Below are 14,549 nucleotides of genomic sequence, written 5' to 3'. Positions count from 1 at the left end.
GCTGATTTGTCCGGTTCGGCCAGGTTCCCATTCCTGCCGGGCGAAAGTGCAGCTAATTTTGAATCATCCAAACGGGGAAATCGCCTGCCGGACATTCAACCATCGATCTTAAACATCTCAAAAAATGGAAATCAGCAATAAATACAGCCGTCGCAACTTCCTGGGCCTCGCCGCACTTACTTTCGCGGCCGCGCAAATATTGCCTTCAAAAGCACTGGCTCATGCGAAAAACAATCCGCAAGCCAACAGCGGGACCTATACATTCGGAGCAATCAAACAAATAGAAGCGGGTGTGCTGAACGTTGGTTACGCCGAAACCGGCCCGGCTAACGGGCAACCTGTGATATTGCTGCACGGGTGGCCGTACGACATCCACAGCTACGCCGAAACCGCCGAATTGCTCGCCAATGCAGGCTACCGGGTGATCGTCCCGCATTTGCGCGGACATGGAACTACCCGTTTCCTTTCCGAAAAGACCTTCCGGAACGGACAGCAGGCGGCCGTTGCATTGGACATTATCGCACTCATGGACGCGCTCAAAATCAAACAGGCTATTCTCGGCGGTTTCGACTGGGGTGCGCGCACGGCAAACATTATCGCGGCCCTCTGGCCGGAACGCGTGAAAGGAATGGTGTCCGTGAATGGGTACCTGATCAACAACCTCGAAAGAAACCAGCAGCCGCTTCCGCCCGCTGCCGAATGGGGCTGGTGGTACCAATACTATTTCGCCACCGACCGCGGCCAGAAAGGGTACACGGCCAACTGGTACGACTTCAACAAACTGATCTGGAAAAATGTGTCGCCTAAATGGGCCTTCGACCAGGCCACCTACGACCGTTCGGCAGAGTCATTCAAAAACCCTGATTACGCGGCAATCGTGATCCACAACTACCGCTGGCGGTTGAGCATCGAGCCGGGCGAGAAGCAATACGACGAAATCGAGCAAAAACTCGCGGCCGGACCGGTCATTTCAGTTCCGACAGTAACGCTCGACGGCGATTCGGATGGCGTAGCCCCCGCCGGCGACGGCTCGGCATTTGCCCGCAAATCCACCGGCAAGCATGTGCACCACGTGGTGAAAGGCGCAGGACACAACCTGCCCCAGGAAGCGCCCAGGGCATTTGCCGACGCCATTATCGAAGCAGATGGCTTAGCGAATTGAGCTGGCTTAATTCGGCCCCTCCGGCTTATCCGGTACACATTCTGTGAACCGGATATTTTTTGAGTTTTCGCCCTGAACATCCATGACCAGCTTTCGCCCGGGAATGTTGAAATACACTTTTTCAAAAAGCACGTCCCGAACGTCGAGCGCACGCATAAGGGTGTCCGTGACGGTAATCGACGCAGCCCGGATCGTGACATGCTCGGCGTCACTCGCCTTGAATGCCGTTTTTGCAGTCACATAGGCATTTTCGATTAAGAGGTTCGTCGCGGGCGATTCCGGAATGCCGGTGATATCAATAAAAGTCCTTGCCTTTTCGACGACAATGAACCGCGCTGTAATATTGCGGTATGCGGGCGTAAGTTTATCCACCGGCCGGGCAGGAAGGCGATCGGCGAGCTCGCCCACATATTGCCGGCTGCCCAGCATATCGAACTTCACCGCGTCGCCGCGCAGGATCATACGTATGCGCTCGTATGTGAGGTTATCGCCGCCGCCGGCACGCGAACGGCGCGTTTTGAATCGCAGGCCCGTATCGGTATCATCAAAAACACAGTCGTAGACATACACATTACGGATCATACCCGCCGTTTCGCTCCCGCACGTAATGCCCCCATGCCCCTCACGTGCGAGGCAATGGCGGATCACCACATTCTCCGTCGGCTTGTTCACCCGGATGCCGTCATCGCCACGCCCGGCTTTGATCGTAAAACAATCGTCGCCGCAGCTGAGCGTGCAGTATTCGATGAGCACGTTCCGCGACGACTCGATATCGATTCCATCGCCGCGCGGGATGCCTACCGAACGCACGGTAATGCCCCGGATGACCACATGGTCACAATACACCGGCACCACGTTCCAGAATGGCGTGTTTTCGAGCGTAATGCCTTCTATATAGACTCTTTTACAGTTAATAGGTGAGATAAACATCGGCGGGAATATGAAGCCGCCGTCTTTTCCTTCATAAACACGTTCATGCACCGGCTTGTCGGCTGGCACCACTTTTTCGATCACATCCACCTTCATATACCGCTGCCTGACCGGCCCATCGGGCGGCCCCACAAGCTTACCTTTACCCGTCACCGCGATATTCTCCTGACCATTGGCATAGATCAAGGCCCCGAGCGACATCAGTTCCACACCTTCGTTCCTCGTAAACACCGCCGGGAGGTAATCCTCGATTTCTGCGCTAAAATGCAGCTCGGCGCCTTCGCTAACGTGCAGGTTCACATTACTTTTCAAACTAATGCGCCCGGTTTTCCAAATGCCACGGGGAATGACCACCGTCCCACCCTTCTTTTTGCTCGCCTCATCGATCGCCGACTGGATCGCTTTGGTCACCATTGCTCCCTCCCGGGCGCCTTTGTCGGTGATATTGATGGCTAATGCGGGGAAAACAGGTATTGCAAAAACCGGCATCGGGAACGGTGCTCTCACCGGTGCTATCGTGGCCGGCAACCTGCCCGCGCCGACGTCCGCAGCCTTGGGGACCGGCTTCGCCAAGCTATCCGTGCTATTTTGCCCATTTACAACTCCCCAGCATACCGAGGCAACCCAAAGAAAAACCCAGAATCTTAAATGCCTTATCATATCTGCATACCAATGCCAAAATCTTCACCCGGAAGACGAGGGTTGGTCGTAACTACTCTTAAAGAAGGGAGCCATTTTATGAAGCTGAAAATTGGAGACGCATTGCTATATTGGCTCATCAGCAAATTAATATCGATGGAAAGGGAAGAAATCCAATTCGTTCAGGCGAGGTACCACCAACTCAACCTCACTGTTGAGCAGGCCGAAAAGGTTCTCAGGTATGAAAACATGAAAGAGTCGTATTCCAGGACAGACATGTTCTCGGCCTGGGAAGAGTGGGATTTTGAATATTCCGTCTTTCAGGAACTGTTGAATGAGCATCAGATGGTGCAATATCAGCAGCGTATCGGTGAAATGAAGGAGATGCACATCGTAAGCCTGATTGAACAAGATAACTCGCACAAAATATGGCTCGAACAGACTCGGGAGAAAATCGACTATCTGAAAATGACGCTGGTTCCCTCCATTGTGTTCGACCAATCCCACATGGTTCTGTCACTCATAGTCGACCGCAGCAAAATCGACTATCTCAGAGCCAATTACAGGACTTTCCTGCATGAGCAAAGAAAGAAAATACTGGTCGACCATTTTCGCTTCAACAAGACCTATGCACCCATTCAACTTAAATCCAGGCTGTTAGGACATTATGCTTCCTGTTTGATTCCCGACTATCTCGCATTTGAGAATTGGATGGACGAACCTACCCGGGCCGTCGCAGCGTTTGCGAAAGCAAAATTACCACGAAGAAGCTCCGAAGTATGCGAGTTTTATCAGGAGAGGCTCCGTGAATTAAAACTATTTTCCGATCAAATTTTCAAAAAGTACTACCGGCACATCGAGGGATGGTCGGTATGGGTTGCCGACCCACTGCCGGAAGAAGAGGAAAGTACAAACTGGCTTATGTCAATGCTCCTTTTGGATGTGAATGCCTACGGTTTCGATCCCATCGACTGATTCACCCAACATAAGGGTCGACCGGCAGGCTCATGGTTTCATACAGTTTCGGGTGATACCTGGCAACCACGTTGTGTGCCATACGTTAAAAGTAACGAAAACCGCTCAATAAGTTGAAGCTTTGATAACAGGCCTGTCGGCTAGAAATGTTTGTACAACAGATAGAATTTATTGCAAATCTAAGCTATTATTGCATCCTTTAATCCGACTCCACTTTGTCGTTTAATGACGGTACTTTCAGTTGACCCGGCTATGAAATTTGCGAAGATCATAACCCTTCTCATCTCCCTCATGGCCGTGCTGCCTGCGCCGGGACAAGATATCGCCGATTTCACGACTCAGCATTACACCAGCGACAACGGCCTGCCGCAAAACAGCGTGATGCTGCTCCGGAAAGACAAGAACGGTTTCATCTGGATGACCACCCAGGGCGGCCTGGTGCGGTTTGACGGAACACATTTTGCAACGTATAACCTAAGCAACACACCTCAGCTAACCACCAACCGCATTATTGACCTGGGACTTACGGGCGATAGTTCCGTTTATTTCAAGGACACGGGTTTTAAAGTCATTTCATTTGATGAAAACAACAGGCCTTATGTTCTTAACCAGCGCCTACGGAACCGGGCGGTAGTTTTGCGGTCGCAAAAAAACCAGTTTGACGTCATCCAAAACCTGAGACCGGCAGACCGGCAGGCCCTACAATCGCTATTCGGCACTTTTGCAACCGACTGGAAATATTATCAGATCGGGCGCCTCGGCGACGGGTTTCTGAGCATTGGCGAGGGCCATTTATTCTACCTGAGTCAAAAGAAGGTGGTTTTTAGAAAAATATTCGATTACCCCGCACTCTTTTTCGACAAGGCAGGTCTCCTGAATAACCGCATGTATATTGTCGAGCCGAATGGGCACATCCTTTGTATCGATTCCACCGGACGAGAGTACACGGCACTTCCCAGAATAATGGGCGGCGGTATTGCAAAATTTGGGAAGGATACGCATTTGTACCAACAAGGCAACCGCCTTTTCTTGCGTAACATCAATACCTTTTATGAACTGATTGCAGGATCGGCTGCCGCAGGGGCGCCTGCGGCAGCCGATCCTGCCAAAGGCGGCAGAGAACTTCTATGCAAACCTGTTCTGAAAACAGGGGATATCGGCGGTACTGCCTGCTATCTCAACATCCCGGAATCGGGCATTCACGTAGTGGGCACGCTCACCAACGGCGTGTACATTTTCAGAAAGAAACAGTTTCAAACTGTGCGCATTCCGGGGACGAACAACAATTTTTACAGTCAGCATTTGTACAAAAACACTGGCCTCCTCACCGATCACGGGGCAATCCTTCCCACGGGCATCATCACGGGCGACCCCTTTCCGCTGTATTCAAGGACCGGTATCCTGGTCGACAGGAATGGCAATGTATGGATGCACAGAGTGCCCAAATATCTGGAACAGCGCGATCCCGATCTCAAATGGATCCGTAGTGTTTTTATAGAAAGCCCTTTCGGGAAATTCGCACAGACAGCCGACGGCAGTATCTGGGTTAATCTGGCAGCCGGAAAACTGGGAAAAGTCATCGGAGACTCGGTCCGTTGGCTCAATTTGGCCAAGAAAGTGCAAACCTTTCACCCTGTAAACAATACGGAATTCTGGACTTCCGACGGCAAAGGTTTGTTTCTGACGAATGTAGAAAACGCTACCTCCCGGGAGGTCCCCGAAATGGCAGGCCGGGAAGTCAGGGCCTATTACCTGGATAAAAGGCAAACACTCTGGGCCGGAACTTATGGCCAGGGCTTCTACGCCGTCCGCAATGGCAAAGCCACCGCCCTTCCGCTCGACCGTAACGGCCACCTGCTAGCCGTCCACACCTTCCTGGAAGATAAAAAGGGCTTCATGTGGATGACTACCAATCATGGGCTTTTCAAATGTAAAACCCAAGACCTGTACGATTACCTCGACGGCAAAGCCAGTAGCGTATTTTACTATTATTATGATAAAAGCAACGGCTTTACCAACAACGAGTTCAATGGCGGCTGCGACCCCTCTTCTGTGGTGTTCCCCGATGGAAAATTCTCGTTTCCGTCCATGGAAGGGCTGGTGCAGGTGTATCCGGACAGCATCGTCGACATTCTTCCCAATTCACGGATATTGATCGATAAGTTTGTTGTCGACGGCGAGCAACAGCCGTTCAGTACGGCGCTGCGGCTGCCGCCTTCTTTCAATCGCATTGAGGTCACTCTCGCCTCCCCTTACTTCGGGCTGCCCGAGAATCAATATCTGGAATACAATATTAAAGGACTCGATGATGAATGGTACCCGGTGAACAGCAACCTGACCATCACCCTCAACCGGTTGAGTTACGGCAATTACACCCTGCAAGTGCGTAAAAAGGCGGGTTTTGGGTACAATAATGTGAATGTGCTCGTCAAGAATTTAACGGTGGACCCATTCTGGTACCAAACGTGGTACGCGCTGCTTTTCGCGCTTTGCGTGCTGGCGTTTTCCTTTTATGTGGTAGTAAAGCTGCGTTACCATTATCTGACCCAACGAAAAAAACAGCTGGAAGCCCAGGTTCGCGAGCGCACCCGCCAGCTCGAATACAGTAACCGGCTGAAAGAGAAGATTACCCTGCTCCTCGCGCACGATCTGCAATCGCCGCTGCATTTTCTGAACCTGCTGTCGGATCACGTGACGGCGGCGCTGGAAAAAGAGCGCTTCGAAGACGTGAAGAACGGAACTGCGGAAATTAAAAAGGCGGCTACGAATATCCATGCATTTGTGAAGGAGATCAATCTTTGGACTAAATCGCAGCAGGAAGGTTTCTTCCTCAGCAAGCGCCCGTTCCCGTTCGATGGCCTGGCCGATGAGCTGAGGGAGTTTTTCAAAGAAATGCTTTTATTGAAAAACAATACCCTGGAATTCGTTAATCCGGGCGGCTGGGAGCTTTTTACGAACCGTGAGATCCTGAAAGCCGTAATCCGCAACCTGATAGACAATTCCAACAAATACACAACCGGCGGGCACATCAGAGTAGAATTGAACAGGCTCGATGAAAAACACCTGAGGCTTTCGATTTCGGATAACGGGCGCGGTATGTCCCCGGCCGACCTGAGCAAAATTAACCGGCGCATCGAAAATGTGCTCACGACAGCGGGGATCGAACAAAGCGGCCGTCTCGGCTATCAGATCATCATCGATTTCGTGGCGCGCCTTGAATGCAAGCTGGAAGTAAACAGCATTGTCGGGCAGGGAACAACTGTAACGATTTCCGGTCTTTTACCAGGCCAAGCTAACACAACAGACGCTATTTTGGAGGACATTGCTCCGACCGATTTTACTACGTTATGAAAAAGATTTTGATTGCCGACGACCATTCGCTGGTTCGTTACGGGCTTAAAGTTGCACTTACCAACCACTTCACCGACGCGGAAATCGACGAAAGCTGGGACGGCCAGTCGATGATGAACCGGCTTAAAGCCGACATCTACGACCTTGTGCTGCTCGATTTGAACATGCCTGACACGGATATCAGCACGATCCTGCATTGGATCAGAAATTTTCATCCCGACACGCGAGTCCTGATCGTTTCCATGAACAACGAAGTGGTTTTTGGCAAAAGGGCCCTGCAAATGGGTGCGCACGGCTATATCGAGAAGGATGCTTCGCCCGAGGAACTGATCAAGGCTGTGGATGTGGTGATCTCGGGAAAGAAATATATGAGCGCCGATCTGGCCGACGCCATCGTGAACGACACCCTGAACCGCAAGGCATCGAACCCGTTCGACGAACTGACGCCCCGTGAGTTTCAGGTAGCGATATACATCATTCAGGATTACACCATTACGCAAATCAGCGAGCTGATGCAGCTTCAATACACCTCTGTGAGCACATTCCGGCGGCGCATTTTCGAAAAGCTGAATATCGCCGACCGAAAAGCGCTCGTACAGCTGGCTGAGGCTTACAAACTCAATTGACTAGCTTCCGGTGCTTTCCGCCCCATTCGCTGAGCTGCTGGAAAATCGGACCAAATGCCGCTGCCATTTCCGTGAGCTCATACTCTACGCGGGGCGGCACCTCCGCATATACCGTGCGCTTGACCAGCCCGTCCTGTTCGAGCGCGCGCAATTGCAGCGTCAGCATCCGCTCGGTGATATAGGGAAATTCCTTTTTCAGTTCTCCGAACCGCATCTTCCCCTTTTCCAGTTTACTGATAATCAAAATCTTCCACCTACCTCCGATCTTGTTGACGGCATAGGTAAGGTCGCATTCGACAATGTATTTCTCATTGCTGGTATAGGTCGAATTCTGTTTTCTGGCGCCCATTACTTACACTTTTGTTAGTACCCCACAATTGGTTGTATAGCATCCAAAATTAAATGCTTCCGGCTACGTTTGCAACCAGTTTTAACACATTCGAAATAAGTCATGGATTTGCATTTAAAAGGAAAAACAGCCGTTGTAACCGGGGCCAGCCAGGGAATCGGCCGGGCCATTGTGAGGGAGCTGGCCAGAGAAGGCGTGCGCGTATTTGCCACCGCCCGGAATGAAGAGCTTCTGAGCCACCTCAGGGAGGAAGTAGCTGCCGAGACGGGCATTGTACCGGTTGTCTTCGCACAGGATTTTACCGCACCGGATGGCCCGCAGCGCATTGCACAAGCTGCGATGGCGGCGTTGGGAGAAGTGGATATCCTCATCAACAACGCCGGACAAAGCCGCCCGGTAGCTATCACAGGCCCCGAACAGCCCTGGGATGATTCGATGGCCCTGGATTTCGACCGGCCGCGTCAGCTCACACAGGAGCTGCTTCCCCATATGATCGGGCGGCGGCAAGGTGCTATTCTGAACCTGACGAGCACCTATGAACTACGAAGTATCAATGTATCGGCCGTAGCCAAAGCCAGTATGGCGGTATGGTCGAAGCAACTGGCGGCACAGGTGGGGCAGTATAACATCCGGGTCAATACCCTGCAACCCGGGCTGATAGACACCGCCAACATCCGCCCCTATTTTTCCGACGACGAGCGTAAGGCATTTGCTGAAACGGAAATCCCACTAGGTGATTTTGGCCATCCGCAGGATATGGCCGATATGGCCGTGTTTCTCGTTTCCTCGCGTGCGCGTTACGTCACCGGCGCGGCGGTGGTGGTTGACGGCGGAATGCGGCATTATCCGTTTTGAAACAGTTTGTGAAACGGAAACAGCAGACAGCCCAAAAGTGATTTTCGAGAAATAATGTATTGAAAAAAAGGGGCCAGCCTTGTGCTGGCGCCTCCGTAGGAAAATTAATCTGCCGTTTGAAAATCGGTTTGCCTTACAATTTGGAATAGCCACGAAATCATCTAAATATTGGTTATCAACCCTTGGCCAAACTCAAACGTATTGGCTTTTTACAGGTAGCGATAACTGTATGACCCTTCCTAAATATCAAATTCAACAACTTGGAACTTCCGACTACGAAGCATACCTTACATTTCTTGATGTGGCATACGCTTGCAGATTTTTCAGCTCGGGTAAAAACGGAGATTTCCAGCTAAGAGTTTTTATTACGCGTCCGAAAGATTACACAGATGTTTACTACAATTTAGGATTTGGCGTCTGGAATTCGGAAAAACACACCGTTGATGACGTCGTCGAACTCAAAAATGGCGATTTTCAACAAATACTCGCGACGATAGCCAGCATATCGCTGGATTTCCTCGAAGCCAACCCTACGGCTTCATTATACGCGGAAGGGAGTACGCCGGCCAGAACCCGATTGTATCAACGGGAAATTACGCGGCATCGTCACCTGATCCCTGAAAATCTGCAAATCTATGGGCTCATCAGAGACAAGGACGTCGGATTCATTGAACTCCAACCGGGTATCAACTTCGATGCCTTTTTGTTGTCACTGAAATAATCGATAAATTTGAATCTAATACGCTGGATTTATGTCATCAACCGCAACAAAATCCGTATCCAAAGGTACTTCTCTCCGCAAAAGCCGCGAAGATGCTCAAAATGCCGAACAAAAAACGGACAGCATCGTCACGAAGACGTTACGCATGGCAAACACTCTGGAAAAATACCCCAAGCCCGCTAGGTAACGCCTTTTTAAGCTCGCGATAATCAGCCATCATTCCGCAGCCACAATCGTCTTCTCGTTCTCCGTCTGAGGTTTGCCGGTGGCATTCGGCTTGCCGGTGCCGGTGGTGATCAGGTTGTAAAGGCTGTCTTTGATGTAAAAGCTCCATGCGTCGCGGCAGATATTGAAGCATTCGAACTCCGGAACGAGGCCCTGGTGGGTCATACGCAGCTGCGTCTGGTTGCCTGTGCGGGTAATCTCGAATACCACCTGCGTACCGGTCCATTCCTTTTCATCTTCGGTAAATTTGAAATAGTTGTCCAGAATGTGCCATACTACCTTTTCGGCTGGAACAACTTCTACCAGGCGGGCATGGCAGCGGTGTACGTCTTCATAATGGTATCGGAATTCATCGTTCAGGGCTGCTGTGTTTCCTTCAATTTCTTCGGACCACCATCCGCGAACATTGGTCACTGCTTCGAATACCGCTTCCGGTGACTGATCCACGAGGATCGTTGCGCTGAAATCTTGTGCTGACATAATCTGATGTTTTTAAGTGTTGATTGCTGATTTTCAATGAACCACACAAATTTACAGCCTCTATTTCCATCCAAGACGGTGTGAAACGGACATTATCACGGGGGAATCCGGACAGAAATCAGTGCTTTGCCATCGTTCTGATGCAGCGGACCGAGGCACCCTCGCGCTTTTCCATACCGTCCTGGCAATGCAATGCTTTACCTCCGGCTCCGAAATTGAAATTCCAGGCAGTCAGCGCATCGATTTCCGTGTTTGTCCAGTAGAATCCATGCTTGTTCAGCCGGGCATATTTTCCTCCTTCCAGTTCGCGATTCCCTCCCAGCGTAGCATTGAAACCCGATTCACCTCCCGTTTGCAGTGCTTTGTAGGCTGTTTTGCCCCCGTCTTTCGACTTATTGCTGGCGCCTCCATAATGGTCGGACAAACCTTCCCAATCCTTGCGCGAGGATAAACGCCATCCATTGCCCAGCATCCCGCAGGCCTCCGCTGCCGAGGCATAGGTATACAAACGTCCATAGATTTTGCAATTGGCGGGATCGTCCGCAAAGCACCAGGAGCTGTCCACCCGCACGTTCAAATCCTGCGTCAGCCACTGGTTTCCATCGGGCATGACCTTTACGGAATAGGTATTTCCGTCAGCATCGGATATTGTTTCGCGCGTCTGGCATTTTGCCGCGGTACTCATTCCTTGAATGCAAACGTTCAGAAGGATCAGGGTCAAAAGTTTGTTTGGCATGGCGCAGTACGTTTTAGAGTCTTCCTAAATTTAACGAATATCAGGAATAAACCCTTCCGTAGGGTCCAGTTTACCGCCGGTACGAATTTTGTAATCAAGATGAGATAATATATTAATTTACAACATATTATCATCAAACCTCAAAACTATGGCCGGCGCATTGATCATTTCCCTGTTCATTCTGACCTGGTACTGCGTGAAGGCATGGCGGGAAAACCCGGAACGCCCGAACTGGAACAAGGCGCTCGTTACCGCCATCTTCTGGCCATTATCACTACTCGTCAAACGCTATCGCTAAGCACCTTTTCCATGTAAATGGCATCGGCATGCGGGTTGACGTAATAGGCCGGTATGACCTCAAATCCAAACGACTCGTACAACCTGCGCGCGCCCGTCATACTGGCGAGCGTATCGAGCCGGAGTTTTTCATACCCCAAATCTTTTGCGATTGCAACGGACTGTTCCAGCAACAATTTCCCCAACTTATGCCCGCGAAAATCGGGTTGGACATACATCCGCTTCAACTCGGCGATCCCGGCACCTTTGCTTCGCACACCCGCGCAACCCACCGCACGCTCACCCGCATACGCGAGCATCAGCCCGCCCGAAGGTGGACCATATTGCTCCCGTACCGTATCGAGTTCTTCCTCGAACCGCTGGAAAGCGAGGTCAATCGGCAATGAGGCGGCATACTCGCGAAACAGCTTCTTTCCGTCTTCGAAATGTGCTTCGCTCCCGGCAATAATCAATTTAATCGGTTCATTCATGACAAATGTGACTGCATTTCCGGCAAAGCTCACAAAATATGATCAATATGAACAGATACAGATTAGGGATTATTATTGGGAACAGCCCCTACCCGATCCTCGGCAGCCACATGCCCGCTATCGCCCCAAAAATGCCGACAGCCATCAATGCGGTCACAATCAATATCAGTAGCGCAACAGCCGTTATCGCTCCATGTTTCCTCGTTTTTTGCACGTAAAAATACAATTCAAGCATTCCGAGCGACACCGGCAGAGCATACACCAATACTGCAAGCGCGGTGAGAAAAGGCCCGCTGAATGTCCGGGGATCAAAGCCTGCCGGGCCACCGTTCAGCACCAGCCAGCACATCAGCCCAATCCTGAAAAACCATACGCCGCTTACCACCATAAATAGTCGCAACCCCCATTTACGGTGCTGATCAAACCGCCCCGTACGTGCGCAACGCCACGCGAGCCAGGCAAAAAGAACAATGTAGATCGTCTGAATGCTGATGCTCACATGCTGCACACGATCGCCGACCGCACCGCGCGTCCATACCATCACCAGACCGCCCGTGGCGACAATGATGGCCGTGACAACGTAAAGGCGCCCCAACCAGCGGTGAAACAACGGCGCGCTGCGTCGGACAAATGGCAGCAGCTGCAATGGTCCGCCCAACACCAGGACCGCCGCCAACAAAACATGCACGCCCACAACGAGGTTACCCGCCCAATCGCCCTTTACGTAGCCATGAGGCAGCACCTCATTCCATTTTGCCAGGTCGCCGGAGGCTGTGCTTTTGCCATAGAAAGCGATAATGTAGCCGCCAAACGTCCATTGGCCAATGATAGTGACCACAAACCACGTCGTGACGGCCATATTCAGCAGTTTTCGAGCACGGTAATGAACATGAATGGAAGGAATGGAAACTGGTTCGGTCATGATGTCGGAGATTTAAGTTCTGGGTAAACTTAAAGCCGGTCATGCCGTGCGGCGTTAGACAAATGTCCAATGCGGATAAACGGTTCTATTTTGGTGTGGAAGTATCGGCAGATCCATCGCTCCGCAACCGGCTGAGGTGCCGCTGGGTGATGCCCAGGTAGGAAGCTATGTATTTGAGGGGCACATGCCGTATAATGTTAGGATTTGCCCTCACGAACTTCGCATAACGCGCCTCTGCCGTCAGATTAGCCATGTCGTTGATCCGGTCCTTGTCTTTTTGCAAATGCTCCTGCAAAATGCGGATCGTATAGTCCTTCTGCGTAAAGCTCCGCGCCGCGGTAACGTCAACATCATCCCGGCTGATCCGCAACAGTTCACAATCCGTAACGCAATGCAGGTTCTCGTTCGAAACCGTCCGGTTCATGAAATGGAAGTAGGACGTAAAAAACCGCGGGCCGTCGTTCAAATCCGTGGTGATCTCATTGCCATCCGCATCCCAATGAAAATTCCGCATAAACCCCGACACTATAAAATTATGATACCTAGGCACTTCACCCGCTTTTTCTATCACGGTATCCTTCGGCACAAACACCGGCTTAAACGACTTGCGCACCGATTGCTGGTCAGCCTCAGGCAATGCAATCATGCGGGAAATGTATTCGAAAAGCGTTGTGTAGTAATGTTCCATGGCTGTTTGAGTTTCGGAAACGCTACGTCAACTTCCACTTTTTCAGCTCTCTATCAAAGTCGCTTTCAAAATTTTTGTCCTGCTCCACGCGAAATTTCTCAAATTGCTCTTCCGCGAGCCGAATGGCCACTTCATGACTGACCTTACCCGCGTCTTTCAGGATTTCGTACTCATTAAACTGCAAAAAAGCGTCCAGCTTACCCGCCCAGTCAGCCATTTTCATCGGGATTTGCCTGGCCGCCTGATTTTCCGCATAATCCAGGTACATCGAAACGATACGTTCCAATTCCTTTATCTCCTTTTCAATAAGATAGTTCTTAGCTATTCCAATATCCACTCTCTGGATCTTACCATGAGGAGCATTTTTGAAAGTTTGCAAACCCATATTCGGCTTTTCTGCGTTTGCCCGTTCGGCAATAATAGCCGCGGCTGTTTTTCCGGAAATGGCGTAATGCAGCTTATTCTGAACGATCTTGAAGAATTTTTGAGTATCCGGCGAATCCTTCACATAGTCGATACTGCATTGTTCGAAAATATCGGTGATTTTAAGATAGAACCGCCGCTCGCTTGCCCTGATTTCACGGATCCGGTCGAGCAATTCGTCGAAGTAGTCTTTCCCGAATCTTTTCCCTTGCTTCAGACGTTCATCATCGAGCACAAAACCTTTGATAATAAACTCTTTTAAAGTCCTGGTTGCCCAGATACGAAACTGCGTCGCCTGAAAGCTGTTGACACGGTAACCTACTGCAATGGCGGCATCCAAATTGTAGAAATCGACTTCACGCGCCACATCCCGGTTGCCTTCCTTTTGAACTATTCGAATTTTTCGAATAGTTGCGTGCTCTTCCAGTTCTCCGGATTTGTAAATTTCCTTTAAATGATAGTTGATCGTATTTACCTCCACCCCAAATAGCTCCGCCAATCGCTTCTGGTTCAGCCAGAATGTCTCATTGTTAAAAATAACCTCCACCCTAACATTCCCGGCGGGTGAACTGTAAAACATGATGTCCGCTTGTAGATTTTCCATAGACAGCGTGCGTGAATAGTGTTGTTGACGGATGATTTACTTACTGATCGGCCGAATGTAAAATGTTTTTCCAAAATATACCCATTCCGATGATCC

Annotated in this window: 15 protein-coding genes; 7 read left to right on the top strand and 8 right to left on the bottom strand. The window is 50.6% G+C overall.

What is annotated here, in order from left to right:
* Nucleotides 1-124: 124 nt before the first annotated feature.
* Nucleotides 125-1,162: an alpha/beta hydrolase gene (locus J2Y43_RS19180; protein WP_309985762.1), complete on the top strand. Its 1,038-nt coding sequence runs from the start codon at nucleotides 125-127 to the stop codon at nucleotides 1,160-1,162.
* Between the two features lie 6 nt (nucleotides 1,163-1,168).
* Here the strand turns inward: J2Y43_RS19180 and J2Y43_RS19175 are convergent, their stop codons facing one another.
* On the bottom strand, nucleotides 1,169-2,665 hold the full coding sequence (locus J2Y43_RS19175; protein WP_309985758.1) for a glycoside hydrolase family 28 protein: 1,497 nt from the start codon (nucleotides 2,663-2,665) through the stop codon (nucleotides 1,169-1,171).
* A gap of 165 nt (nucleotides 2,666-2,830) precedes the next feature.
* On the opposite strand from J2Y43_RS19175, the gene J2Y43_RS19170 reads away from it, so the two are divergent.
* The 3 genes from J2Y43_RS19170 to J2Y43_RS19160 all read left to right on the top strand — a co-directional run bounded on the left by J2Y43_RS19170 (nucleotide 2,831) and on the right by J2Y43_RS19160 (nucleotide 7,683).
* Entirely contained in the window at nucleotides 2,831-3,706 is an 876-nt protein-coding gene (locus tag J2Y43_RS19170) for a hypothetical protein (RefSeq protein ID WP_309985755.1), read from the top strand.
* 252 nt (nucleotides 3,707-3,958) lie between these two features.
* On the top strand, nucleotides 3,959-7,057 hold the full coding sequence (locus tag J2Y43_RS19165; protein WP_310226578.1) for an ATP-binding protein: 3,099 nt from the start codon (nucleotides 3,959-3,961) through the stop codon (nucleotides 7,055-7,057).
* Nucleotides 7,054-7,683, top strand: coding sequence for a response regulator transcription factor (locus J2Y43_RS19160; RefSeq protein WP_309985747.1), 630 nt, complete (start codon nucleotides 7,054-7,056; stop codon nucleotides 7,681-7,683). Before J2Y43_RS19165 ends, J2Y43_RS19160 begins: the two co-directional genes overlap by 4 nt.
* Here the strand turns inward: J2Y43_RS19160 and J2Y43_RS19155 are convergent.
* On the bottom strand, nucleotides 7,676-8,032 hold the full coding sequence (locus J2Y43_RS19155; RefSeq protein WP_223407576.1) for a helix-turn-helix domain-containing protein: 357 nt from the start codon (nucleotides 8,030-8,032) through the stop codon (nucleotides 7,676-7,678). The two genes, J2Y43_RS19160 and J2Y43_RS19155, sit on opposite strands and share 8 nt — an antisense overlap.
* A gap of 102 nt (nucleotides 8,033-8,134) precedes the next feature.
* Here J2Y43_RS19155 and J2Y43_RS19150 point away from each other — a divergent pair, with 102 nt between their 5' ends.
* Both J2Y43_RS19150 and J2Y43_RS19145 read left to right on the top strand, forming a co-directional pair.
* Entirely contained in the window at nucleotides 8,135-8,887 is a 753-nt protein-coding gene (locus tag J2Y43_RS19150) for an SDR family oxidoreductase (RefSeq protein ID WP_309985733.1), read from the top strand.
* 229 nt (nucleotides 8,888-9,116) lie between these two features.
* A complete protein-coding gene (locus tag J2Y43_RS19145) occupies nucleotides 9,117-9,608 on the top strand; it encodes a DUF6934 family protein (RefSeq protein ID WP_309985728.1) in 492 nt (163 codons plus the stop codon).
* Between the two features lie 216 nt (nucleotides 9,609-9,824).
* Here J2Y43_RS19145 and J2Y43_RS19140 read toward each other — a convergent pair whose 3' ends face one another.
* Nucleotides 9,825-10,313: an SRPBCC domain-containing protein gene (locus J2Y43_RS19140; protein WP_309985717.1), complete on the bottom strand. Its 489-nt coding sequence runs from the start codon at nucleotides 10,311-10,313 to the stop codon at nucleotides 9,825-9,827.
* A gap of 118 nt (nucleotides 10,314-10,431) precedes the next feature.
* The gene (locus J2Y43_RS19135; RefSeq protein ID WP_309985715.1) at nucleotides 10,432-11,049 is read right to left on the bottom strand and encodes an FISUMP domain-containing protein; all 618 of its coding nucleotides are present in this window, start codon (nucleotides 11,047-11,049) and stop codon (nucleotides 10,432-10,434) included.
* A gap of 148 nt (nucleotides 11,050-11,197) precedes the next feature.
* Between J2Y43_RS19135 and J2Y43_RS19130 the strand changes: the two genes are divergently transcribed.
* Nucleotides 11,198-11,347 carry a hypothetical protein gene (locus J2Y43_RS19130; RefSeq protein ID WP_309985712.1) on the top strand — a complete coding sequence of 50 codons (150 nt, stop codon included), beginning with the start codon at nucleotides 11,198-11,200 and terminating at the stop codon, nucleotides 11,345-11,347.
* On the opposite strand, the gene J2Y43_RS19125 is transcribed toward J2Y43_RS19130, so the two are convergent.
* The 4 genes from J2Y43_RS19125 to J2Y43_RS19110 all read right to left on the bottom strand — a co-directional run bounded on the left by J2Y43_RS19125 (nucleotide 11,331) and on the right by J2Y43_RS19110 (nucleotide 14,453).
* On the bottom strand, nucleotides 11,331-11,816 hold the full coding sequence (locus tag J2Y43_RS19125; protein WP_309985709.1) for a GNAT family N-acetyltransferase: 486 nt from the start codon (nucleotides 11,814-11,816) through the stop codon (nucleotides 11,331-11,333). The genes J2Y43_RS19130 and J2Y43_RS19125 overlap by 17 nt on opposite strands.
* Nucleotides 11,817-11,904: 88 nt before the next feature.
* Nucleotides 11,905-12,738 (bottom strand): DUF2306 domain-containing protein, encoded by an 834-nt coding sequence (locus tag J2Y43_RS19120; protein WP_309985706.1) that lies wholly within the window; start codon nucleotides 12,736-12,738, stop codon nucleotides 11,905-11,907.
* An 85-nt stretch (nucleotides 12,739-12,823) separates the two neighbouring features.
* A complete protein-coding gene (locus J2Y43_RS19115) occupies nucleotides 12,824-13,426 on the bottom strand; it encodes a Crp/Fnr family transcriptional regulator (protein WP_309985703.1) in 603 nt (200 codons plus the stop codon).
* A 22-nt stretch (nucleotides 13,427-13,448) separates the two neighbouring features.
* A complete protein-coding gene (locus tag J2Y43_RS19110) occupies nucleotides 13,449-14,453 on the bottom strand; it encodes a virulence RhuM family protein (RefSeq protein ID WP_309985701.1) in 1,005 nt (334 codons plus the stop codon).
* Nucleotides 14,454-14,549 lie beyond the last annotated feature (96 nt).

It is taken from the genome of Dyadobacter sp. BE31 (genome assembly GCF_031457695.1).
In the GTDB taxonomy this organism is placed as follows: domain Bacteria; phylum Bacteroidota; class Bacteroidia; order Cytophagales; family Spirosomataceae; genus Dyadobacter.
This window is presented reverse-complemented; position numbering and strand designations above follow the sequence as displayed.